At 75.5% G+C, this 21,582-nt stretch carries 20 protein-coding genes; 9 read left to right on the top strand and 11 right to left on the bottom strand.

The window, feature by feature from the left end:
- Positions 1-8: 8 nt before the first annotated feature.
- The 4 genes from IAG43_RS00375 to IAG43_RS00360 all read right to left on the bottom strand — a co-directional run bounded on the left by IAG43_RS00375 (position 9) and on the right by IAG43_RS00360 (position 2,894).
- The gene (locus tag IAG43_RS00375) at positions 9-314 is read right to left on the bottom strand and encodes a zinc finger domain-containing protein (RefSeq protein ID WP_187738734.1); all 306 of its coding nucleotides are present in this window, start codon (positions 312-314) and stop codon (positions 9-11) included.
- A 223-nt stretch (positions 315-537) separates the two neighbouring features.
- Entirely contained in the window at positions 538-1,353 is an 816-nt protein-coding gene (locus IAG43_RS00370; protein ID WP_425508555.1) for an endonuclease/exonuclease/phosphatase family protein, read from the bottom strand.
- Positions 1,354-1,672: 319 nt separating this feature from the next.
- Positions 1,673-1,948, bottom strand: coding sequence for a GlsB/YeaQ/YmgE family stress response membrane protein (locus IAG43_RS00365; protein ID WP_187738733.1), 276 nt, complete (start codon positions 1,946-1,948; stop codon positions 1,673-1,675).
- A gap of 151 nt (positions 1,949-2,099) precedes the next feature.
- Positions 2,100-2,894 (bottom strand): GbsR/MarR family transcriptional regulator, encoded by a 795-nt coding sequence (locus IAG43_RS00360; RefSeq protein ID WP_187744224.1) that lies wholly within the window; start codon positions 2,892-2,894, stop codon positions 2,100-2,102.
- A gap of 233 nt (positions 2,895-3,127) precedes the next feature.
- Between IAG43_RS00360 and IAG43_RS00355 the strand changes: the two genes are divergently transcribed.
- Positions 3,128-3,790, top strand: coding sequence for a DUF4097 family beta strand repeat-containing protein (locus tag IAG43_RS00355; RefSeq protein WP_187738732.1), 663 nt, complete (start codon positions 3,128-3,130; stop codon positions 3,788-3,790).
- A 166-nt stretch (positions 3,791-3,956) separates the two neighbouring features.
- Here IAG43_RS00355 and IAG43_RS00350 read toward each other — a convergent pair whose 3' ends face one another.
- Positions 3,957-4,889 carry a helix-turn-helix domain-containing protein gene (locus IAG43_RS00350; RefSeq protein WP_187738731.1) on the bottom strand — a complete coding sequence of 311 codons (933 nt, stop codon included), beginning with the start codon at positions 4,887-4,889 and terminating at the stop codon, positions 3,957-3,959.
- Positions 4,890-4,992: 103 nt separating this feature from the next.
- Between IAG43_RS00350 and IAG43_RS00345 the strand changes: the two genes are divergently transcribed.
- Positions 4,993-6,513 carry an alpha/beta hydrolase gene (locus IAG43_RS00345; protein ID WP_187738730.1) on the top strand — a complete coding sequence of 507 codons (1,521 nt, stop codon included), beginning with the start codon at positions 4,993-4,995 and terminating at the stop codon, positions 6,511-6,513.
- Between the two features lie 131 nt (positions 6,514-6,644).
- Here IAG43_RS00345 and IAG43_RS00340 read toward each other — a convergent pair whose 3' ends face one another.
- Positions 6,645-7,988, bottom strand: a complete 1,344-nt coding sequence (locus IAG43_RS00340) for an aspartate aminotransferase family protein (protein ID WP_187738729.1) — start codon at positions 7,986-7,988, stop codon at positions 6,645-6,647.
- 89 nt (positions 7,989-8,077) lie between these two features.
- On the opposite strand from IAG43_RS00340, the gene IAG43_RS00335 reads away from it, so the two are divergent.
- From IAG43_RS00335 to IAG43_RS00325, 3 genes are all read left to right on the top strand, one after another.
- Positions 8,078-8,983 (top strand): LysR family transcriptional regulator, encoded by a 906-nt coding sequence (locus tag IAG43_RS00335; RefSeq protein ID WP_223006020.1) that lies wholly within the window; start codon positions 8,078-8,080, stop codon positions 8,981-8,983.
- Between the two features lie 228 nt (positions 8,984-9,211).
- Positions 9,212-9,757, top strand: a complete 546-nt coding sequence (locus IAG43_RS00330; protein ID WP_187738727.1) for an EF-hand domain-containing protein — start codon at positions 9,212-9,214, stop codon at positions 9,755-9,757.
- A gap of 184 nt (positions 9,758-9,941) precedes the next feature.
- Entirely contained in the window at positions 9,942-10,580 is a 639-nt protein-coding gene (locus tag IAG43_RS00325) for a LysE family translocator (RefSeq protein WP_187738726.1), read from the top strand.
- Between the two features lie 267 nt (positions 10,581-10,847).
- Here IAG43_RS00325 and IAG43_RS00320 read toward each other — a convergent pair whose 3' ends face one another.
- Both IAG43_RS00320 and IAG43_RS34925 read right to left on the bottom strand, forming a co-directional pair.
- Positions 10,848-12,782, bottom strand: coding sequence for a CASTOR/POLLUX-related putative ion channel (locus IAG43_RS00320; RefSeq protein WP_246574000.1), 1,935 nt, complete (start codon positions 12,780-12,782; stop codon positions 10,848-10,850).
- A gap of 223 nt (positions 12,783-13,005) precedes the next feature.
- Complete coding sequence (locus tag IAG43_RS34925; protein ID WP_281403957.1) at positions 13,006-13,140, bottom strand: hypothetical protein; 135 nt, start codon at positions 13,138-13,140, stop codon at positions 13,006-13,008.
- Positions 13,141-13,442: 302 nt separating this feature from the next.
- Here IAG43_RS34925 and modA point away from each other — a divergent pair, with 302 nt between their 5' ends.
- Positions 13,443-14,231, top strand: coding sequence for a molybdate ABC transporter substrate-binding protein (modA, locus tag IAG43_RS00315; RefSeq protein WP_187738724.1), 789 nt, complete (start codon positions 13,443-13,445; stop codon positions 14,229-14,231).
- Between the two features lie 225 nt (positions 14,232-14,456).
- Complete coding sequence (locus tag IAG43_RS00310; protein WP_187738723.1) at positions 14,457-14,768, top strand: hypothetical protein; 312 nt, start codon at positions 14,457-14,459, stop codon at positions 14,766-14,768.
- 348 nt (positions 14,769-15,116) lie between these two features.
- On the opposite strand, the gene IAG43_RS00305 is transcribed toward IAG43_RS00310, so the two are convergent.
- On the bottom strand, positions 15,117-18,137 hold the full coding sequence (locus tag IAG43_RS00305; RefSeq protein ID WP_187738722.1) for an AfsR/SARP family transcriptional regulator: 3,021 nt from the start codon (positions 18,135-18,137) through the stop codon (positions 15,117-15,119).
- Positions 18,138-18,427: 290 nt separating this feature from the next.
- Between IAG43_RS00305 and IAG43_RS00300 the strand changes: the two genes are divergently transcribed.
- Positions 18,428-18,973, top strand: coding sequence for a hypothetical protein (locus tag IAG43_RS00300; RefSeq protein ID WP_187738721.1), 546 nt, complete (start codon positions 18,428-18,430; stop codon positions 18,971-18,973).
- 107 nt (positions 18,974-19,080) lie between these two features.
- On the opposite strand, the gene IAG43_RS00295 is transcribed toward IAG43_RS00300, so the two are convergent.
- Positions 19,081-19,725, bottom strand: a complete 645-nt coding sequence (locus IAG43_RS00295) for a dihydrofolate reductase family protein (RefSeq protein WP_187738720.1) — start codon at positions 19,723-19,725, stop codon at positions 19,081-19,083.
- 171 nt (positions 19,726-19,896) lie between these two features.
- Between IAG43_RS00295 and IAG43_RS00290 the strand changes: the two genes are divergently transcribed.
- Positions 19,897-20,463, top strand: coding sequence for a hypothetical protein (locus IAG43_RS00290; protein ID WP_187738719.1), 567 nt, complete (start codon positions 19,897-19,899; stop codon positions 20,461-20,463).
- A 177-nt stretch (positions 20,464-20,640) separates the two neighbouring features.
- On the opposite strand, the gene IAG43_RS00285 is transcribed toward IAG43_RS00290, so the two are convergent.
- On the bottom strand, positions 20,641-21,579 hold the full coding sequence (locus IAG43_RS00285; protein WP_187738718.1) for a sigma-70 family RNA polymerase sigma factor: 939 nt from the start codon (positions 21,577-21,579) through the stop codon (positions 20,641-20,643).
- Positions 21,580-21,582: the final 3 nt, after the last annotated feature.

The raw sequence follows: 21,582 nt of genomic DNA, 5'->3' as shown, positions 1-21,582 counted from the left end.
CCGGGTTCTCAGGGGCCGGTGCGGTCCCGGCGTCCCGCCGGTGCGGCCGTCCGCGGCCGCACCGGCCCCGGCGAGGCAGGAGCCTGGTCCCGTCCCACGAGGAGCGGCACCAGGACCGAGGAGCGGTGGTCCACCCGGTAGGCCTCGCGCCGGGACGGGTGGACCGACCGGCGGGCGAGGCAGAGCGCGCCCGCGGGCACGTGGCACGTCGTGCAGGGCACCGCGTAGACACCGTGCCGGAACCGCGCGGCGGTCGTGTGCGCGGCGTCGTGGGCCGCGTCGGCGGCAGGGGACGGAAGAATGGCCGAAGTCACGGAGGGTGTCTCCTGTCGCTGCGAGCGGGCCGCGCGCAGCCCTGGTCTCCTGGCGTGTGTCCGCCGGTTGCTCATACGGTGCCCCGGATCCGGCCGTTCACCGGCCCGCCCGCGAATTCGTCCGGCCCGCCGATGCGTCGCGCCCGCGGATGCGTCCGGTCGCGGGCTGTTCCCGCCCGGCGGCTCGGTGTGCGCGGACCGGGCACCGCCCCCGCTGCGGCCGTTACACCGGGCCCAGGTCGGCGTGGACCAGGTCGTGGTCCGAGTAGTCGCTGGGGCGGACGCGGTGTTCGAGCGGCACGATGCCGCGCAGGAAGATGTAGTCGAACTTGCTGCGCCAGTCCGTGGTCGTCCGGCAGTCGCCGACCGGCGAAGGGCGGCACTGGGGATCGGTGTCCGTGGCGAGTGCCCACACCCGGGCGAGCTCCGGGGCGTCGGGCACGGCGTTGAAGTCGCCGAGCACGATCGCGCGTTCGTACGGCTCGACGGCGGCGGCGAGGACCCGGGTCTGCTCCGCGCGGACCGATTCCTGGCGCCGCTGCGCGAGATGGGTGTTGAACACGCGCACGGGCGAACCGCCCACGGTGGTGGTGACGGCCATGTAACCGCGGTCCTCGGAGCCCCCGTCCGGATACTCCACGCTGATGCGGTCCGTCATCGGGGCCGCCGACAGGATGGCCTGCCCGTAGCCGCCGGGGTCCCACGGGAGCCCGCCGCAGCGGCCCCAGTTCTGCAGCACGGGCCCGTACTCGACGTGGTAGACCAGCCCGTGACGGCGCTCCAGGTCCTCCCGGATCTTCCTGACGTCGCGGACGCACGCCTCCTGGAGGCCCACGACCTGGGGCGCGTACGCGGCGATCTCCGCCGCGCGGTCGCCGTTGCCCGCGTCGCAGGGGTTGCAGAGGTTCCAGGTCATCACCCGGTTCGGCACGGCGTCCCGGGCCGCCTCCGCGGGCAGCGCCCCGGCGGAGAGGGCCCCGCTCGGCGCGCTGGGGCCGACGAGCACCATGCCGGCCACGACCGCGGCACCCGCGAGCAACCGCGTGCCCCTTCCGAACACCGTCGCCTCCCGAGGGTGAACACACGCCTGTGACGTCTCCAGGCACGAGGTTATGCGATGGGGGCGGCGGCGAGCCGCGGCGGCCCCGGTCCTCCCGCGGCGCGGTGCCCGTCCCGTGTGCGGAAGGGCCCGACGGGCGGTTCCCCCTGAGCGCCGCGACGGCGGTCCGGCCGACCTGCACGGCCGTCCTCCACGGCCGTCCAGGACGGCGGTGAGGGCACACGCCGACGGCTCCCGCCCCGCACAAGGCGGGAGGGGAGCCGTCCGGGGTGGCTCGTACGCGCGGTCGCCCGGTGTGTCAGGCGCGGCGGCGCGAACGGCCGCCGGTGACGAGCCGGTAGAGCACGAGCAGGATGAGCGATCCGACGATCGCGGCGATCCAGGTGGATATCTCGAAGAAGCCGTCGACGGAGTCGACCCCGAAGACCACCTTGCCGAGCCAGCCGCCGAGCAGACCGCCCGCGATGCCGATGAGCATGGTGACGATGACGCCGCCGGGGTCCTTGCCCGGCATGATCGCCTTGGCGATGGCGCCCGCGAGCAGGCCGATGATGATCCACGCGATGATGCCCATACCGCATCTCCATCCCTCAGTGCAAGAGCTGTCTCAGCTCATCTTCTGCACCGTCTGGGCCATGCCAAACCTGCCATCGCCCACCGGTCTCGCACGGTGCGCCCGCGGCCCGGAGAGGGGCGAGCGCATGGGAGCCCGGGCCCGGGCGCGGTCAGTCCGCCGGCCGGTCGTGCGGAGCGCCGGCGCTCCCGGGGTCGGTGCCGGGCGGTGCCGCCGTCCCGGACCCGCCGGGTGTGCCGGAGGTGGTGTAGAGGACGGCGCGGGCCTGCTCGGCGGCCCGGCCCAGGCTCTCGCCGACGAAGTCGAGGAAGCGGGCCACGTTCTCCAGGCGGGTGGCGGCGGGGGTGCCGGGCCCGAGGACGCCGACGCCCTCACGTGCGATCTCGACCTGCTGGGCGAGGGAGCGCACGCTGGCCTCCATGGACTGGTACCAGAGGTCGTCGTCGATGACATAGCGCTCGCGACGGCCCTCGTCGCGTTCCCGGCGGACCAGCGACTGGCTCTCCAGGAAGGTGATCGACTTGGAGATCGTCGCCGGGCTGACCTCGAGGCGCCGCGCGAGTTCGGCGGCGGTCATGCTGCCGGTGTCGGTGGTGAGGAGGGCGACCATCACCCGGGCCATCATCTTGGGCAGGCCCGACTGCATCATGACGGTCGTGAAGGTCTCCTCGTACGCGCGCACGGCGTCGGCGTCGCGTCCGTGCGGCTGGGGGACCGGGTCCGAGGGCCGGGGTGCCGTCCCCTTCCGCCGGTGGGCGCGCTGTTCCGTGGCCCGGTGCGCCAGGTCGGCGCGGTACCCGGTCGGGCCGCCGTTGCGCATCACCTCGCGGGTGATCGTCGAGGTGGGGCGGTCGAGGCTCCTCGCGATCTCCGCGTACGCGAGGCCGTCGGCCAGTCCCAGCGCGATCTGCTGACGGTCCTTCTGGGTGAGCCTGCCTCCCGGCACCGTGTCCTCCTCCGTGTCGTACACCGCGTACACCGGGCGCCAGCATAGCGTTCAGTCTCTCATCATTGCAACAATCCCGGCGTACTCTGTTGCGTTAATTGACGGGTCGATGCAATGAAATGGGACACTTGAGCTGCGCTGATCGTGCAACTGTGCAACGAGATAGTTGCGCAATCGTCGAACGCAACGTAGCGTTTGCGATGTCAGAAATTATGGATCGCAAGGAGGACGCCATGCAGTCGTTCGACACCCCCGCCCCCGTCGCCGCCGTCCTGGACGTCCCCGCCGGGCGCGTCCAGGTCATCGCCGCCGACCGTCCGGACACGGTGGTCGAGGTCCGGCCCATGAACGCGTCGAAGTCGCGGGACGTCAAGGCCGCGGAGCAGGCGGAGGTCGTGTACGAGGACGGTGCGCTGCGCGTCGGCGTGCCGGTGAGGAACCGTCACCTCGGCCCCTCCGGCGCCGTCGAGGTGACGGTCCAGCTGCCGGCCGGCTCACGGGTCGAGGGGAAGGCCGACGCGACCGAGTTCCGGATCGTCGGACGCGTCGGCGACGTCGCCTTCGACGGCGCGTACCGGCACATCAAGATCGACGAGGCCGCGAGCGTCCGTCTCACCGCCGTCGACGGGGACGTCGAGGTCGGGCGGCTGAACGGGCCCGCGCAGATCAGCACCCAGCGCGGCGACATCAGGATCACCGAGGCCACCGGCGGCGCGGTCGTGCTGCGCACCCGGTCCGGGGACATCACCGTGCAGGCCGCCGCCGGTGTCCCGGCCACCCTGGACGCGGGCACCTCGCTCGGGCGGGTCAGCAACCGGCTGAAGAACGACGGCACCGCCCGGCTCACCGTGCACGCCACCACCGACCGCGGCGACATCTCCGCCCGGAGCCTCTGAAGCCGGTGCGCACGGCACACGCGCCGTCCCCGTCCCAGCCGTCCCCGCGCGCGTCCCCGTCGCCGACGGATCAGGTGCCGGCGTCCCGGTGGTCCGCCCCCGGCACACCGCCGGGACCGGTCGACGCGCCCGCCGGTACCGCGGGCAGGTCCGCCGGCCGGGGCGATCAGGCCGCCCCCACGCGTTCCGTCTCCGCGTCCAGCGCCGCGCACAGCCAGTCGTGCGCGGCGCCCGGGGTCGGCGCCGAGGGGCCGAAGAGGACGGCGGCCTGCTGCCAGTAGAGGTCGATCCGGGGGTCGGCGGCGAGCTGGCCGCCCAGGCGCCGCCGGAACGCGGGGGTGCTCCGCTCCCCGCACGCCGCGGCGTAGACGGCGACGAAGCAGTCGAGCGCCGGTCCCGGGCCCGGGGAACGCCGCGCCAGCAGCTCCGACGCGGCCAGCGCGTACGCCTCCGGCAGCCCTTCGTAGACCACCGACGCCCGGTAGCCCCCGTCGCTGCGGTGCGCGGTGGGCTGGCACGGGACACCGCCGGTGCAGGGCCCGGACACCAGGGCGTGCAGCCGCGCGAAGGCCAGCACCTCGGCGGGCGTGGGGTCGTCGGGCGGCGGCGGCACGGCGTGGTCGACGACCTCCGCGACCACGCGGGCCGGCAGCCGCGGAGGCAGCCAGCGACGCCAGAACCGGGCGAGCGAGGCGGTGCTCGGCGGCGAGGCGACCGCCCCGACCAGACGCAGCCGTTCGGCACGCTCCCCGGGCGGGGAGTCACCGACCAGCCGCAGCGCCGCGTCCCTCCACCGCAGCGCCGTCAGCTGTGAGCCGACCTCCCGCAGCTGCCCCGCGACGGCGTCCTCCAGCGTCCTGCCCGGCACGTCCTCCTCGGGGTCGAGCACCCGCGCCACCTCGGTCACCGGCAGGCCGAGCCCGCGCAGGGAACGGATCAGCCCGAGCCGCTCCAGTGCCTCGGGGCCGTATCGCCGGTGGCCGCCCGCGCTGCGGCCGGCCTCGGGCAGCAGGCCGCGGTCGGAGTAGAAGCGGACCGTCTTGACGGTGGCACCCGCACGGGCCGCGAGTTCGCCGATGCTCCACCGGCCGTCGGGCATCACGACTTGAACCTCCCTCTGGGGGAGTTCCTACGGTACCGGCGTCGGCGGCCGCACCTCCACGGTCCGGGCCCACCGCACGACGTTCTGTGAGGAGGCGTCCATGAGCACGTTCGTCCTGGTGCCGGAAGCGCACACCGGTGGCTGGATCTGGCACGAAGTGGTGTCCCTGCTGCGGGAGTCGGGGCACACCGCGCACCCCGTGACCCTCACGGGCATGGGGGACCCGCTGCGTCCGGCCCGGCCGGACACCGGCCTCGGCACCCACATCGCCGACGTCGTACGGGCCGTCGAGGAGCTGCAGGCGCCGCAGGTGGTCCTCGTCGGCCACGGCTACGGCATCCATCCCGTCCTCGGGGCCGCCGACCGGCTCCCGGAACGCGTCGCCAGGATCGTGTACCTGGACGCGGGGCTGCCCCGGGACGGCGACCCGCCGGCCGTCCTCGTCCCCGACGAGCGGGTCCGCGACCAGCTCGCCGCGGGCGTCCCCGGCACCCCCGCGCCGTCCGGCGGAGCCCATCTCGTCGACCCGCCCGACGCGGCGTCGTGGCACCGCTGGGGCAGCACCGACGGGGTGAGCGCCGAAGGGCTGGACCGCCTCGCGTTCCTCGCCGCACCCCAGCCGGCGGCCACCCTCACCGAGCCGCTGGTGCGCTCCGGGGCGGCCGGCGACCTGCCCACCACCGGTGTCCTGTGCACCGCCAACGGATCGAGCATCGCCCTGGTCGAGCAGGCGGTCGCCCTCGGCGACCCGCGCCTGCAGGCGCTCACCGCATCCGGTGTCACGTTCTTCGAACTCGCCACCGGCCACTGGCCGATGCTGTCCACCCCCGGCGAACTGGCCCGGGTGCTGGAGGAGGCGGCACGGGGAGAGGGGCACCGCATCGTGAGGACCCCGCGTGAGAAGGCCCCCCACCTGCGTCCCTTCCTCCTCGACGTCCCCGCCTGCCCGCGCGAGCGGACCGGTGCACTCGACCTCTACCTGCCCGCGGCGGACGGCCCGGTGCCCGCCGTGGTCCTCGTGCACGGCGGACCCGTCCCCGAGGGCACGCGTCCGACACCCCGCGACTGGCCCGCGTACACCGGCTACGGCCGCCACCTGGCCGGACGCGGCGTCGTCGCGGCGATGTTCGACCACCGGCTGCACGACGTCCGGGACTACCCCCGCGCGGCCGACGACGTCGCCGCGGCGGTGGCGGCCGTGCGCGCCGACCCGCGCGTCGACGCGGACCGGGTGGCGCTCTGGTTCTTCTCCGGCGGCGGACTGCTCAGCGCCGACTGGCTCGCGGCGCCCCCGCCGTGGCTGCGGTGCCTCGCGGCGACCTACCCCATCCTGGAGGCGCTGCCCGGCTGGGGGTCCACCGGCCGGGCGTTCCGGCCCGCCGAGGCGCTGCGGGCAGCGGGCGACCTGCCCGTCGTCCTCACCCGCGTCGGCCGGGAACACCCCGGCATCGCCGCCACGGTCGCCGCCTTCACCGAGGCGGCCGACGCCTGCGGCGCCGCGCTGGAGATCGTCGACGTCCCCCACGCGCAGCACGGATTCGAGACGATCGACCACACCCAGGAGGCACGGGACGCGGTGCGGACGGCGGCCGGTGCGGTCCTGCGCCGGCTGCTCGGCTGATCCGCCCCGGTCGGACGGCCGCCCCCGGCCGGGCGGTTGCCGCCCCCGCCGGACGGCGGCCGCCGACGGGCCCGCGCGGCGAACCGCGCGGGCCGGTGACCGCGCCGGCGCGGCGCGCGTGACGCGTCCGCTCACCGCCCCCCGACGACGTCGTCGATGGCGTGGTCGAGGATCTCCAGGCCCAGGGAGAGCTCGTCCTCGCCGATGGTCAGCGGCGGCGCGATCCGGAAGACACCGCCCATCCCGGGCAGCTGGACGATGTTCATGTGCAGCCCCAGCTCCAGGCAGCGCCGGGTGATGCGGGCGCCCACCAGGTCCGTGCTCGTCCCCGTGTCGTACGAGGCGTCGAGCTCGATGCCGGCCAGCAGACCGCGGCCGCGCACGTCGCCGACGACCGGGTGGCGCTGCTGGATGTCCAGCAGGCCGTCCCGGAGCAACCCGCCGAGCTCCGCGGCGCGTTCGTCGAGCCGCTCGGCGGCCAGGACGTCGAGGACGGTGTTGCCGACCGCGGCGACCAGCGGGTCCGCGACATGGGTGGTGAAGAAGAGATAGCCGCGCTCGTGCGCGGCCTGCTCGATCTCGGCGCTGGTGACCACCGCCGCGAGCGGCAGGCCGGCGCCCAGCGTCTTGGAGAGGGTGAGGATGTCGGGGACGACGCCGTCGCGTTCGAACGCGTACCAGGTCCCGGTCCGGCACAGCCCGGTCTGCGCCTCGTCCAGGATGAGGAGCATGCCGCGTTCCCGGCACTTGTCCCGCAGGGCGGCGAAGTAGCCCGGCGGCGGCTCGATGATGCCGCCGGAGCTGAGGATCGGCTCCACGATGCACGCGGCGAGGCTCCCGGTGGACTGCGCGTCGATCAGGTCGAACGCGAAGTCCAGCTGGCGGCGCCAGTCGTGCGAACCGTCGGGCAGGGTGAAGTCCGGGCGGTACGCGTGCGGCGCGGGGATCGCGAAGTTCCCGGGGGCGCCCGGACCGTAGCCCTTGCGCCCGGCGCTGTAGGTGGCGGACGCCGCGGCCTGCGTCATACCGTGCCAGGACCGTGCGAACGAGACGATCTCGTGGCGTCCGGTGACCAGTTTGGCCATCCGGATCGCCGCCTCGTTCGACTCCGCACCGGTCGTCAGCAGCAGCGCCTTCTCCAGCGGCGCGGGCAGGGTGCCGGCCAGCCGCCGCGCGAGGTCCACCACGGGCCGGCTGAGCATGCCGCTGTAGAGGTGGCTGACGGTCGTGATCTGCCGCTGCACGGTCTCCACGATCGCCGGGTGCGCGTGCCCGAGGATCGCGCTCATCTGCCCCGAGGTGAAGTCGAGTATCCGCCGCCCGTCCGCGGTGAAGACGAAGCTGCCGGACGCGTGGTCGATCACCTCGCGGCAGAACTCGCCGCCGTAGCGGACCAGATGCCGGTCGGCATCGGCCCAGAAGGTGTCGTGCGACAGGGCGTCGTGCGGGGCGTTCGTGTCCGTCGTAGAGGTCATGCCGCGACGGTAGGCGCGCTCCGATGCACACGTCCATCGAGTCTTTCCGGCTTTCCTGTTCGGAAGATCCGCACAACAATGGCGGCGTGATGAACCCCTGGAGGCTGCGGCTGCTCAGCCTGCTCGACGCGCTGGGCACGGTACGGGCGGTCGCCGAGGCCGCCGGTCTCAGCCCGTCGAGCGTCTCCCAGCAGCTCGCCGTGCTGGAGACGGAGATGCGCACGCAGCTCATCGAACGCACCGGCCGCCGGGTCAGACTCACCTCGGCCGGCCTGATCCTCGCGCGGCGGGCGAGGGACGTCCTCGACCACATGGACAGCGTCGAGGCGGAACTGCGCGGCTTCGGCCGGGAGCCCGCCGGGCGGGTCCGGCTGGGCGCGTTCCAGAGCGCGGTCCACACCCTCGCCGTACCGGCCGTGAGCCGGCTCGCCTCCCTCCACCCCCACCTCGAGGTGGAACTCCTCGAACTCGAACCGCACGACAGCCTGCCGGCGCTGCGCGGCGGCGAGGCCGACATCGTCATCACCACCACCGACTTCGACGAACAGCCGCTCGGCGAGGACATCGACCTGCTGCCGCTCGCCACCGACCCGGTCCTGCTCGTCCTGCCGCCCGGACACCCCGGATCCGGACGCGGCCCGGCCGACCTCGCGGCGTACGCGGACGAGCCGTGGTCCTTCGACGTGCCGCAGTCGTACATGGCCGGCCTCGCGCTGCGGCTCTGCCGGCAGGCCCGCTTCGAACCGCGGGTGGTGAGCAGGTTCGCCAACTACATGCTGACCCTCCAGCACGTCGAGGCGGGTCTCGCGGTCGCGCTGCTCCCCGGCATGGCCGTCGACGCCGGCCGCTACCGCGTCACCACCCGGGAACTGGCGGCCCCGGTGACCCGCTCCATCACCGCGGCCATCCGCCGCACCTCGCCGCCCCGCACGGCGGTCCAGGCGGTCCTCGACGCCCTGCGGCGCGTCTCGGGTCCGGCGCCCGCGGGGGCCTGAGGCCCGCCTGGCCCTGAGGCCCGGCGGGCCGCTCCCGGTCTCAGATCCGGTGCGACGGTCCCGCGGGCGCCTTTCACGGAACTCCCGGCCCAAACCGGCGCTCGGAGCGCCCGGACCGGGCACGGGGGCGCAGGCCCCGGCCGGAGTGATCTTGTGCGCCGCCTGGCGGCGGGCGGCGGCGGGCAGGTTCATCCCGGCACCCGGCACCGGGAACGAGGGAGACACGCGATGGCCAGTGGGTTCCAGTGGGCGAAGATCCAGGCGATGTTCGACGCCTTCGACGTGGACGGCAGCGGATATCTGGAGGAACGCGACTTCGAGGCGCTGGCCGCCCGGTGGGGCAGCCTGCCGCGGGTCGCCGAGGGGTCCGAGCTGGCGTCGAGGGTCGAGGCCGTGATCATGGGCTGGTGGTACCTCCTGGCGGAGGCCGCGGGCCCGCAGCGGCCCGCGCGGATCGACATGACCGGGCTGATGGCGATGGTCGACCGTCTGCCGGCGATGCGGGAGGACGTCGCGGCGACGGCCGACACCATCTTCGACGCCGTCGACGAGAACGGCGACGGCCGGATCTCGCGCGCCGAGCACCAGCGGCTGATCGACACCTGGCACGGCCGCGCGACGGCGACGGGCGACGTCTTCGACCGTCTGGACGAGGACGGTGACGGCTACCTCGAACGCCCCCGATTCGCCGTGCTGTGGACACAGTTCTGGATCAGCGACGACCCGGACGAGCCCGGCAACGCGGTGTGCGGCCCGCTCGCACCGGCCGCCTGACAGCACGCCGCCCGACACCACACGGACGGACACCACGCCGTCCGCCACGACACCGCCTGACACCGCGCCGGCCGGCCGAGCCCGCCGCGGGCCCGTCCGCCGGAAGTCCGTCCGCGCCGGCCCCGTCCCGCTGCCCCGGAAAATGGGGGCGAGCGGACGGGGCACCCGTGCTCCAATGGGCCGCATGGTGTCCCCCGACCGTCTCCTCGCCTTCGCCGCGCTGTCGTTCCTGCTGATCGTGATCCCGGGGCCCAGCGTGCTCTTCGTCATCGGGCGCGCCCTGGCCCAGGGCCGGCGTGCCGCGCTCACCACCGTGGTGGGGAACACGCTGGGCGCCTGCGTGCTCGTCGTGGCCGTGGCACTGGGGGTGGGGTCGGTCGTCGAACGATCCGTCCTCGTCTTCACGCTGCTGAAGCTGGCCGGCGCCGCGTATCTGGTGTACCTCGGGGTGCGGGCCTGGCGGCAACGGAGTTCACTGCGGGCGGCGTTCACCGCGGACGGGTCCGGGCAGGGCGGGCTGCGTACCCTGTGGGAGGGGTTCGCGGTCGGCGTGGCCAACCCCAAGACGATCGTGTTCTTCGCCGCGGTGCTCCCGCAGTCCGTCGACCGCTCCCAGGGCCACGTCGTCCTGCAGATGCTGGTGCTCGGCCTGGTCTTCAACGTCATCGCTCTGGCCTGCGACAGCCTGTGGGGCCTGGCCGCGTCCACCGGACGGGACTGGTTCGCCCGCTCGCCGCGGCGGCTCTCCCTCGTGGGAGGGGCCGGCGGACTCACCATGATCGGTCTCGGCGTGAGCGTCGCCGTGACGGGCCGCAAGGACTGACGCCGGCGCACGCGAGCAGACCTGCCCCTGCTCCTCGAACGGTTCCGCCACGGTGGACCAGGCGTTCGCGCACCTGCGGCGAGGCGGACCGCCCGGTGTCCACCGGGCGGTCTCGGGCCCCGGCCCCGCGGAGCACGAGCCGCGCCGCACGCGCCCGCCGCACGCGCCGCACCGCACCCCTCGCGGCGGGCGGCCGGACGTCCGATCCGGGGCGCGGCCACGGTGCCGGCCCACCGAACCCCCGCTCCGGCGGCCGCCGTGCCCGGTTCACACGGAGTCCGCTCCCGCCGCGTGCACGGGGGCGGCCGGGGCGGACTCCTCCGGCGCGAGGACGATCACCTGGTCCGCGTCCTCCCAGACGCGCGCGTACACCTTGGGCGGGTTGATCCGTACACCGTGCCCGGGGGCTTGACCGGCCCGGGCCGCCGACCGGTAGCCGATCGCGCACGCGCCCCGCCGGGAGGCCGCCTCCACGACGGTGGCGAACGAGACCGGGAGGCCCGTCCGGACGAGGTCGCCCGCCGGCAGCAGGCGGATCGTGCTGCCGCCGGGCCCGGTCAGCTCCTCGAACACGGCGGCCAGCCGCGGGTTCTGGGAGATCTGCGTCATCAGCAGGCCGGTCAGCGTCCCGCTGACGACGACGTCCGCGCCAGGCGGCACCGGGGCGATGAGCCGGTTGCGGTCGTCGGTCAGCTCCGTGACGACGTGGACCCGTGTGCCCGTCGCCCGTTCCCGGGCGCGCAGGTGGAGGAGGGTGACGAGGGTCCGGTCGTCGGGATCGTCCAGCCCGGGGGGGCGGTCCGGACCGATGACGATCACCCCGTGGCAGCCTGCCAGATCCAGCCCGTCCACGGTCTCGCGCAGCGTCGGGTCGCCCTCCCGCAGGACGACTTCGAGCCCGCCGCCGGCCCTGCGGCCGGCGGCGCGCAGCGCGGCCACCGTGGCGGCCCTGCGCTCGGTCACCACTTCCAGGGACGAACCGGGCGGTGTCGCGCGGGCGAGCTGCTCCACGATCCGGCCGGCCCTGCGGTTCCAGCCGAGCAGCACCAGGCGCCGGGGTGCAGGCGCCCGGTGCGGGCGCTCGCCGGCGACGGCCGTCGGGTCGTACGGGGCGGCCACCGGCGCCGGACGCGTCGCCTCCCGGTCCCGGGCGATGACGACCAGCTCGTCGCCGTCCGCCAGCCGGAGCGCCGCGGGCGGCCCCAGGGTGAGACCGCCGTCCGCGTGCGCCACGCCCACCGCGCTGGACACGGGACACGCCGCGGCCGCCTCCCTGAACGTCCGCCCGGCCAGCGCCGGTTCCCGCACGGTGTGGAACTCGTCGCCCGCGAAGTCCAGCAGTTCACGGTGGACGAGGGAGAGACCGGGCCTGCGGGCGCACTGCACCAGCAGCCGGGCCGACACGTCGTCGATCTCCAGCACCGTGGCCCCCGGCCCGCCCGCGAGCCGGGCAGCCGCCAGGCAGCGGTCGTCCCGCACGGCGGCCACGACCGGCAGATCGCGGTCCTCGCCGACGACGGCGCGCAGCGACAGCAGCGTCTTGACGACCTCGGCGTCCCCGGCCGGGTCGTCGCGGGGCAGGACCAGCACGGAGCCGGCGGTCGCCGGGCTGACCCGGGCCAGGGCCGCGGGGTCCGTGGGCCGCCCGCTGCGCACCACCAGCCGGACGCGGCCCGTGCAGCCGATGCCGGACCGCAGCTCCTCCTCCATCTCGGCCGGATCGCGGTCGGCGAGGACCGCCACGATCCCCGGACGCCTGCCGCCCTGCGCGGCGACCAGTTCGGCGACGACCGTGTGCGTCTGCTCGGACCAGCCGAGAACCACCGTGTGGCCGCGCTCCAGGACCGTCGAGTGGCCCCGGCGCAGTGCGATCAGCCGGTCGGTGATCCCCGCGGTGATCAGGCTGACCAGCGTCGAGACGTAGAAGAGCGCGACCAGGGCGAGCAGCACCGACAGCGCGACGCGCAGCGGCGGCCCCACCTCGCCGCCGAGCCGCATCGTCTGCCCGGTGCTGCGCCAGACGGCGGCGATCTTCGACCCGGTGGCCACAGGCGCGCCCCGGTCGGTCCAGACGAGCAGTGCGCTGACCGGCACCACCACCACGAGGCAGGCGAGGGCGAGCCAGCCGACGAGGGCCGCGGTGCCGCGGGCCAGCGTGGTGTCGAACCAGTAGCGGACGCGGGCCTCGACGGCGCCGCGCACACCGGAACGCGGGCGGGCGGCCGCCGGTCGTGGGGCGGTGGGACGGGGGGTGGGCCGATGACGTCCCGGCGTCGTGGCCCGCTGCCGGGGAACGGCCCGGTCTCCTTCGTTGCGCACACCGGCAGCGTGCCGGGCGGGCGGCCGCGGCGGGGCGATCCCGGGGCGCATTCATCCCATCGTGATCACTCGCCCGTCCCGCGCACGCGCATCCGGGCCGGGGCCCTCAGCCGAAGACGGCGTCCAGGATCTCCTCCACCCAGTGGCGCACCTGGTGGCGACGGTTGCAGAACCGTTTCGGGCGACGCCGGCGCGGGTCGAGCGGTCGCCGGCACTGCTTGCACGTTCTCGTTGCCCCCATGGCCGGTCACCCTATCCGCCAGGGCCTCGCGCCCGTGCCGCGTCCACCCCCGCTCCGGGCGGTCGCGCAGCCCCTCCTGTCCGGCATGCGAGACCCGTCGCGGTCACTCGTCGGCACTTCCTCCAATGCCTGCCGCAAACGCCATGGAGGCTCCCACGATCTTCTTGCACATGCGAGATAATCAGCTCTACGGTGGCGCACATGCAGCACCATTGCGCCACAGGGCGTGCAGTCGCCGGTCCTCCTCCCGGCCTGCCGCACCCGACGCGCACCGTTCCTCGTCCCCAAGGAGCCAGACCCTGATGTCCCTCGCCCTCACCGGACGGCGCGCCGTCGCGGCCGTGTTCACCGCGGCACTCCTCGTGCCCCTGGCCGCCTGCGGCAGCGACGGCGGCGCCGAAAGCGCCGGCGGTTCCACGGCCTCCGGCGTCGATCTGACGGTCCTCGCCGCGGCCTCGCTCACCGACGTGTTCAAGACGGCCGGCGCCGCCTACGAGAAGGCCCACCCCGGCACGGAGATCACGTTCTCCTTCGCCGGCTCCCAGGAGCTCGTCTCCCAGGTCTCCCAGGGATCACCCGCCGACGCGCTGGTCACCGCCGACACGAAGAGCATGGACAAGGTGAAGGGCGAGACCGGCACCCCGGTGGTCATCGCGAAGAACCGCCTCGTCATCGCCACCGGCGAGGGCAACCCCCACAAGGTCGGCGCGCTGAAGGACCTCGCGGACCCCGGTCTCAAGGTCGTCCTCGCCGCGCCCGAGGTCCCCGCGGGCAAGTACAGCAAGCAGATCCTCGACGCCCAGGGCCTCACGGTCCGGCCGGTGTCCCAGGAACCCAGCGTGCGCGCCGTGCTGAGCAAGGTCGAACTCGGCGAGGCCGACGCCGGACTCGTCTACCGGACCGATGCCGACAGCGCCCCGGACAAGGTCGACGCGGTGGACATCCCCGACGCGCAGAACGCCGTGGCCGAGTATCCCGCCGCCACCCTGAAGGAATCACGGCACGCCGAGGCGGCCGCCGCCTTCGTCGCCTGGCTGTCGTCGCCCGAGGGCCAGAAGATCCTCCGCGACGCGGGCTTCCAGGCCCCGTAGACCGTCAGCGGTCACCTCGGCCGTCCCGGTCGCCCGGTGTGACCGCGCGGCCTTCCCGCCGGCCCGGCCGCACGGTCACACCGGGCAGCCCGCACGGAGGCACCACCCGCCGTGCGCCGGAAGGCCCCCGCCCCGCGCCCGGGGGCTGCCGCCCGCCGCCCTGCGGAGCGCGGGCGCGGCGTGTCGCGGGCCCGCGACACGCCGCCGTCCGCGACGATCAGGCGCGTGCAGGGCGACGAGGAGCGGCGCACGACACCCGACGGCCATTTCGTCGTCGTGCGCGGCCGCAGATGGCGGGCGACCGACCCCGCCGTGCCGGACGACCCGGCGGCACGGCTGCGCAGCCACCTCATGGCGGCCCGCCGCGCCGTGCGCGCCGCCCTCGCCGACAACGACCAGGACGCCGAACGCGCCGCACGGTCGCGGGTGCACCGCGCGAAGGTCGCGCTCGGCGAGCGCGGAACCCCGTGGTGGGAGCAGTCCGCCGAGGAGCGCGAGCAGCGGTGGCGCGACGGGCTGGCCGCTCTCGACGGGTGAGGTTTCCCCGGGGCGGCTCGGGCTGCCCGGGGGCTTGCCTGCGCGGTGTGTTCGTGCCGTCTGTGCCGGGACCGGGCGGGACCGGGTTCCGGTCGTCTGCCGGGGAGCGCGAGCAGGGTGGCGCGGTGGGGTCGCCGCGCTCGACGGCTGAGGTTCCCCGGGGCGGGCCAGGGCCGCGCGGGCACGTCCGCCGGGTGCGCCCGCGGCATCCGCCCCGGGGCCGGCCGCCCACCACGGACCGCCCGCCCCGGACCGCCGGTGACGCCCCGCCCGCCCCGCCCCTGCGGCGCCCCGGGACCTTCGGCCCGCCCGGCGCGGACCCGCCCTCCGCCCCGCGCCGGTGAGAGGTCACTCCTCCTCGGCGCAGCCGATCCCGCTCAGCCCCTCCCGCGCGAGGCCCGCCTGCCGCGGGTGGTCACCGGCCCCCGGCAGCGAGAGCGCCGTGCGGAACTCCCGCCGCGCCTCCGTGTGGCGGCCCGCCTCCGCGTACGTGCTCCCGAGGCGGACGCGCACCTCCATCTCCAGGCCCGTGCTCGACTGCGGGGTGAGCGCGGCCAGCGCCTCGTGGTGGGCGTCGACCGCCGCGTTCAGGCCGCCCCGTACCTGTTCCACCGCCGCGAGGCGTGACAGGCTCGCCGCGCGCAGCGGCAGATCCCCTGCCGCGCGGGCGAGTCCGGCCGCCCGCAGCAGGAGGTCGCCCGCCTGTGTGTGCCGGCCGGCGGCGAGATGGGCGTCCGCCGAGAAGCACAGCACGTTGCTCAGGATCCTGGGCCGGCCCGCCTTCTCGGCGATGGCGAGGGCCGTCTCGCCGAGCCCGGCCGCCAGATCGTGACGACCCGTCAGGGACCGTACCGCGCCCAGACTGCAGAGCGCCATCGTGCTCAGCCAGACGTCGTCGAGCCCGGACGTGAGCTCCACGGCCTCCTCCAGCAGGGCGGCCGCATCGTCCGTGCGGCCCAGCACCCACTCCGCGACCCCCGTGCCGGTGACCGCGGCGGCCCTCTCGCGCGGACCGCCACCGTCGTGGCGCAGAGCTTCGGCGAACCAGACGCGGGCCTGCTGCGGCCTTCCCAGGTACACGTCGACCATGCCGAGGCAGTTGCGCAGCGCGGCGGGCATCCGCCGGTCGACGGCCCGGTCCGCGCACGGCAGGGCGAGATCGAGAGCGGCACGGCACTCGTGGTACTGGCCCAGGCGCACGAAGTGGTCGGCCAGCGCTTCGGCGATGCGGCAGGCGTCGTCGAACCGTTCGGCCGCGACGGCGCACGCCACCACGCCGACCAGTTCTCCGCCGACCGCTTCGAGCCAGGCCGCGGCCTCCCGCCGGCCGCCGAAGGGCGAACCGCCGCCGCCCGGCCCGGCGTCCGCGCTCCCGGGGTTCTGCTCGCCCGCCGTCCGCCCGGCGGCCGTGTAGAGGCCCAGCACGGCGTCGAGGTCCGCGGCCGCCTGCTGCGGCGACTCGGCCGCGAGGCGCCGGGCGTGCGCCCGGACGAGGTCGTGCAGCCGGTAGCGGCCGGGATGCGGCTGCTGCAGCAGGCTCGCGTCGACCAGGTCCTCCAGCAGGTCCTCGGCATCCCCGGGCGGGCCGCCGAGCATCGCGGCGAGGCAGAGCCCGTCGAACCCCGCGGTCGGCATCAGTCCCAGCGCACGGAATCCGCGCCGCAGCCGGGGCGTCAGCTGGTCGTAGGACATCCGGAAGGCGGCCTCCACACTGCGGTCCCCTGCGCGCAGTTCACCGAGTCCGCGAGTGTCGTCGGACAGCCGCCCGGCCAGGAACCCCAGGCTCCAGGCGGGGCGGTTCTGGAGGCGCGCGCTCGCGATGCGCAGCGCCAGCGGCAGACCGCCGCACCGCCGGGCGAGCGCAAGGGCCGCCTCGGGCTCGCGGTCCGCCCGCGCCCCGCCGAGGAGTTCGCGCAGCAGGCCGACCGCGTCGGCCGTCGGCAGGGGCTCGACCGTCAGCCGCAGATCGGCGTCGAGGCCCGCCAGGCGCTGCCGGCCGCAGACCAGGACCCGGCTCCCCGGGCCGGCGGGCAGCAGCGGACGCACCTGGTCCGCACCGCGCGCGTCGTCGACGACCAGCAGCAGACGCAGCCCGCTGGTGGCCGCCCGCCATGCCGTCACCAGCGATTCCAGGTCGTCGTCCCGGTCACCTTCGGTTCCGTCGGGAAGCCGGTCGCCGCCCACCGCGCGGAGGAGCCGGCGCAGGGTACGCACCGGGTCGCCGCTCTCGGGAGAGGCGCCGTGGGCGTGGAGGTCCACGTACAGGCAGCCGTCGGGGTAGCCGTCGGCGAGCGTCCACGCCGCCCGCACCACCAGGGCCGACTTGCCGACCCCCGCCGTGCCGTCGACCGCGGACACGAAGACCCCGCCGGCGGGCACGGGGGCGGTGAGCAGGGCGAGTTCCCCGGCGCGGCCCACCAGACACGCGGTGTCGCCGGGAAGGTCGTTGCGGCCGGGGCGCGCGTCGGCGGCACCGCCCGGTCCGGGTTCCGGACGCGGCCCGGACCGGCCGGCCGCGGGGGAGGGGCCCGGCGCCCGGTGCCCCGCCACCGGGCCGAGCAGCAGCCGGTCGTCCCGGCGCAGCACGGCCTGATGGACGCGGCGCAGCGCGTCCGAGGGCTCCACCCCCAGCTCGTCGCGCAGGCGGCGGCGCATGTCCCGGTGGACGGCGAGCGCCTCCGCCTGCCTGCCGCCGCCGTACAGCGCCCGCATCCGCAGGGCGGCGAGCGCCTCGTCGTGCGGATGGTCGGCCGACGCGGCCAGGGTCTCCTCCAGCGCGTCCGCGTGACGGCCCAGCGACATCAGGCACTCCGCCCGCTCCTGCCGCAGCAGGAGGCGCTGCCGGACGAGGCGTTCCCGCTCCCCGGCGGCGAACGGCCCCGGCAGACCGGGCAGCGGCTCGCCACGGAACAGCGCCAGCGCCCGGCCGCCGTACTCCAGCGCCGACGCGTGGTCGCCCGACTCCTTCGCCCGCCGGGTGCGGGAGGTCTCCTCGGCCAGCGCCGCGAGGTCGGTGCGCGCGGCTCCCGGCGCGAACCGGTAGCCGCCCCGCCCGCCCCGGATCACCGACCGGCCGGGCCCGGCCGCCGCCGGGTCCAGCGCCTTGCGCAGCGCGTACACGTAGCTCGGCAGCACCTGGTGGCCCGAGCCGGGCGGTTCCGCGCCCCACACGTCGGCGAGGAGCCTGCCGTAAGTCACCAGGCCCGGCCCGCGCAGCACCAGCGCGGTCAGAACCGCCTGCCGCCGCACCGGCCCCAGCGCCACCGGCTCGCCGCCGCGACGGGCCCGCAGCGGACCGAGGAAATCGATCCGCAGCCCCTCGTCCGCGCCCTCGCCCCGCAGCCCCCCGCCCGCGCCCTCGTCCCCCAACGCCCCGTCCGCGCCGTCTCCCCGCAACGCCCCGTCCGCGACGCCGCTTTGCCCGTCCCCGTGCACGCCCACTGGCCCAACCCCCGTTGCTCGCGCGCTCCGTGCCCGCGCAGAATCTCGAATCCCCGGTTCAGCAGGATTTCATCGCCCTTGCAGCGCCGCGCGACAAGGTCGGTCCGGCCGCCCGGCCCGCCGCCGCCGCGGTGGCCCGGCCCCGCCGCCGCGGCCGTGCGCCCCGTGCGGGTCCGCGGCCGCCGTCCCCGTACGCCGTCGAAAGAGGTACTTCCGCAATGTCGCACGTCAACCCGGCACCCGGTGCGGGGCCCACCCGCCGCGCGGGCCGGTGGGAACGCTACCGGGTGACCCACCCGTTATCCGCCCGCGACCAGGCGGCCCTGTGGGGGTCGATCGCGGGCGTGGTGGCCCTCGCCCTGCTGCTCGGCTGGGCACTCGACATGAAGGGCGGCGTGGTCCTCGTGGCGGCCGCCCCCTTCATCGTCTCCTGGTTCGAGAAGCGGCGTACGGCGTTCCAGTTCGACGCGGCCGGAGCCCGGTTCGGCGAGGTGCTGCTGCCGTGGACCGACGTCACCGAATTCGTCGTCGCCACCCCGCCGGACGGCGGGGAGGCGCTGATCGGGGCCCGTCTGCGGCCCGGCGCGGCGCTGCCCGCCGGCGCCGGGGCCGCACGCCACCCGGCGATGCCGGCGCACCTCCATGTCGCCGTCCCGCGCGCGCGGTTCGACCTGCCGAAGATGGTCCACAAGGCGCGCAAGTACGCTCCGGCGCACATCCGGATCGTCGTCGCCGAACCGTCCGGCGAACGTGTGGCGTCCTGACCGAGCCGCGGCAGCCCCGGCCGGCACGGGCCGCCCCCGCGCCGGGACCGAGGCGGCCCGTGCGCACCCCCGGTCCGCGGGCGCCGCGGACCGGGGGCGGCCGGGTCTCACCTCCGCCAGAACAGGTGGTGCACCACACCGCTCGGACTGGGGACGACCTCGAGCCGGTAGCGGTCGAGCAGTTCGTCGGGTGACTCCCAGAGCCGGAGCCCCGGACCGAGGTCCACGTCGGAGACGGCCACGTGCATCGTGTCGACGAGCCCGGCGTCGAGGAACCGGCGAATGGTCGTGACCCCGCCGCCGAGCCGGACGTCCCGGCCCTGCGCGGCCTCCCGCGCACGGTCGAGGACCGCGGCCGGGTCGCCGCCGACGAAGTGGAACGTGGTGTCGGAGAGCGTGAACGACGGACGCTCGTGGTGCGTCATGACGAACACCGGGGTGTGGAACGGCGGCTCGTCGCCCCACCAGCCGCGCCAGTCGTGGTCGAGCCAGGGCCCGCGCTGCGGACCGAACTTGTTGCGGCCCATGATCTCGGCGCCGATGTTGCGGGAGAAGTCCCGGGTGAAGTAGTCGTCGAGGCCCCGGCTGCCCCCGGGGTCGGTGCGCATCGGCCAGCTCGCCGTGGCGCCCGCCCACCCGAACAGCCTCTCCGCGTGGTCGAGGCCGAACGGCTTCTCCCTGCTCTGGTGCTCACCGGCGGCGACGCCGTCCCGTGACACGTTGAAGTTCATGACCCTCAGCAGCTGTTCCATGCCCGTACCCTCGCAGCTCTCGCGTCGCCGTTCCGTGAGGCGGGAACGCCCCACACCGGTGCGTCGAACGGGAGCCGGCCGGATCGACACACACCGCCGGCGGATTTCCGCGCGCCGGCCGGCGGGGGCCGTCCGGCCCGACTGTCCGACCCCGTCCGTACGATCACGGCCATGCCCGACGCCTTCACCGTGCTGTGGACCCATGACACCTGCGACGCCCTCCGCAGGGCCGGCCGTACGGGCGAGCGCCCGCCGGTCGCTTTCTCCGGCGTGCACCAGTCCCTGCCCGCCTGGTCGGGAGCCGCCGCAGGCGACGACGTGTACGCCGTGCACGTGAACCGGTGCCGGGTGTACGTGGTCTCCCGGATGCGGGTCCTCGACCGCGTACGGGGCGAGTGCTGCGGTCGCGCCCCGGAGGGCTGGAGGGATCCGTCGTTCCCGGGCCACGACGCCTGGGCGATGCTCGGGGCCGGCGGCTGCGGCGCCGACGCCGTGCACGTCGCCTCGACCCCTGTGCGCTTCGACACCCCGATCGGCGGCGACCTGCTCGCCTCCCTCACCTGGCGCAACCGCCGCGGCCGCACGCGCACCCTGAAGTACGTGGTGGACGGCCGACTGGAACGCTCCGTCAGTCTCCAGGGCTTCTACCGGCTGACTCCTGATTCCGCCGACGCACTGGCCCGGCTCGTCCCGTTCACACCGGCGGCCGCCGCGGCCGCACCTCCCGCCGGAACATGAACACACCGGTACCAGCAGCGGCACCGGCCCCGTTCCCGGAGCGGTGCCACGCGCAGCAGGTCCCCGCCGCACCCGCACCGGCAGGGCTCACCGGCGTGACACTCCGCCGCAGCGGGGCCCGCACCCCGGCGCCCACCCCCTCACGGAACGCGCCGCGGAGGGAGACCTGCGCGCCGGTCACCACGCACTGATCACCGGCACCCCGGGTTCGTAGCCCTGCCACGCCCCGTCCAGCCGGGTGAGGCGCTCCCCGGAGGCGACACCGCAGAGGGAGGCGATCCGGCCGCCGCGGACCTCGAACGCCACGGCTCCCACGACCCGTCCGTCCACCACCGCGACGACGGCAGGGGAGCCGTTCAGCGCGGCGAGGTACAGCGCGGGCGTGCCCCCGGCCAGGCGGCGCTTCGCCGGAGTGGGCCGGAACCCGGCGGACACGAAGGACGCCACCCGCTCGCGCGACGAGTACCGCAGCAGCCGCCTGGCCAGCCCCGCACCGTCGGAGACGGCCGTCACGTCGTCCGTCAGCAGCTCCACGAGCCGTTCCGTGCGCCCCGACACGGCCGCCGCGAGGAACTCCTCCACCACCCGCCGCGCGGCCGCGGGGTCCGTCCCCCCGTCTCCGCGGCGCTCCGCGGCGACCCGGTTCCGCGCCCGGTGGAGGTGCTGCTGGCTCGCCGACTCGGTCACGTCCAGGATCGAGGCGATCTCCGCGTGGCTGTACGCGAAGGCCTCACGCAGCACGTACACGGCCCGCTCCACGGGGGAGAGGCGCTCCATGAGGGTCAGCACGGCCAGGGACACGGATTCGCGCTGCTCGAAGGTGTCGGCGGGGCCCAGCATCGGGTCGCCGTCGAGGAGCGGTTCGGGCAGCCAGGCGCCCGCGGTCCGCTCGTGGCGCATCCGCGCCGAGCGGAGCCGGTCGAGGCACAGACGGGTGACGACCCGGGTCAGCCACGCCTCCGGCACCTCGACCCGTTCGCGGTCGGCCGCCTGCCAGCGCAGGAACGCGTCCTGCACGGCGTCCTCGGCGTCGGCGGCCGACCCGAGCAGACGGTACGCGAGCGAGGCCAGCCGGCCCCTGCCCGCCTCGAACCGCTCCACCGCAGCGCTGTCCATGGG

This window comes from Streptomyces genisteinicus (assembly GCF_014489615.1).
Lineage (GTDB): Bacteria > Actinomycetota > Actinomycetes > Streptomycetales > Streptomycetaceae > Streptomyces > Streptomyces genisteinicus.
Note: the sequence above shows the minus strand (reverse complement) of the source record. Positions and strands in the feature narration are given on the sequence as shown.

Bases quoted from the DNA above. Each gene is read 5' to 3' on its own strand.
- IAG43_RS00365 (WP_187738733.1), bottom strand. From the start codon at position 1,948: ATGGGCATCATCGCGTGGATCATCATCGGCCTGCTCGCGGGCGCCATC.
- IAG43_RS00355 (WP_187738732.1), top strand. From the start codon at position 3,128: ATGCAGTCGTTCGACACCCCCGCCCCCGTCGCCGCCGTCCTGGACGTC.
- IAG43_RS00350 (WP_187738731.1), bottom strand. From the start codon at position 4,889: ATGCCCGACGGCCGGTGGAGCATCGGCGAACTCGCGGCCCGTGCGGGT.
- IAG43_RS00345 (WP_187738730.1), top strand. From the start codon at position 4,993: ATGAGCACGTTCGTCCTGGTGCCGGAAGCGCACACCGGTGGCTGGATC.
- IAG43_RS00340 (WP_187738729.1), bottom strand. From the start codon at position 7,988: ATGACCTCTACGACGGACACGAACGCCCCGCACGACGCCCTGTCGCAC.
- IAG43_RS00335 (WP_223006020.1), top strand. From the start codon at position 8,078: ATGAACCCCTGGAGGCTGCGGCTGCTCAGCCTGCTCGACGCGCTGGGC.
- IAG43_RS00330 (WP_187738727.1), top strand. From the start codon at position 9,212: ATGGCCAGTGGGTTCCAGTGGGCGAAGATCCAGGCGATGTTCGACGCC.
- IAG43_RS00325 (WP_187738726.1), top strand. From the start codon at position 9,942: ATGGTGTCCCCCGACCGTCTCCTCGCCTTCGCCGCGCTGTCGTTCCTG.
- IAG43_RS34925 (WP_281403957.1), bottom strand. From the start codon at position 13,140: ATGGGGGCAACGAGAACGTGCAAGCAGTGCCGGCGACCGCTCGACCCG.
- modA (WP_187738724.1), top strand. From the start codon at position 13,443: ATGTCCCTCGCCCTCACCGGACGGCGCGCCGTCGCGGCCGTGTTCACC.
- IAG43_RS00300 (WP_187738721.1), top strand. From the start codon at position 18,428: ATGTCGCACGTCAACCCGGCACCCGGTGCGGGGCCCACCCGCCGCGCG.
- IAG43_RS00295 (WP_187738720.1), bottom strand. From the start codon at position 19,725: ATGGAACAGCTGCTGAGGGTCATGAACTTCAACGTGTCACGGGACGGC.
- IAG43_RS00290 (WP_187738719.1), top strand. From the start codon at position 19,897: ATGCCCGACGCCTTCACCGTGCTGTGGACCCATGACACCTGCGACGCC.
- IAG43_RS00285 (WP_187738718.1), bottom strand. From the start codon at position 21,579: ATGGACAGCGCTGCGGTGGAGCGGTTCGAGGCGGGCAGGGGCCGGCTG.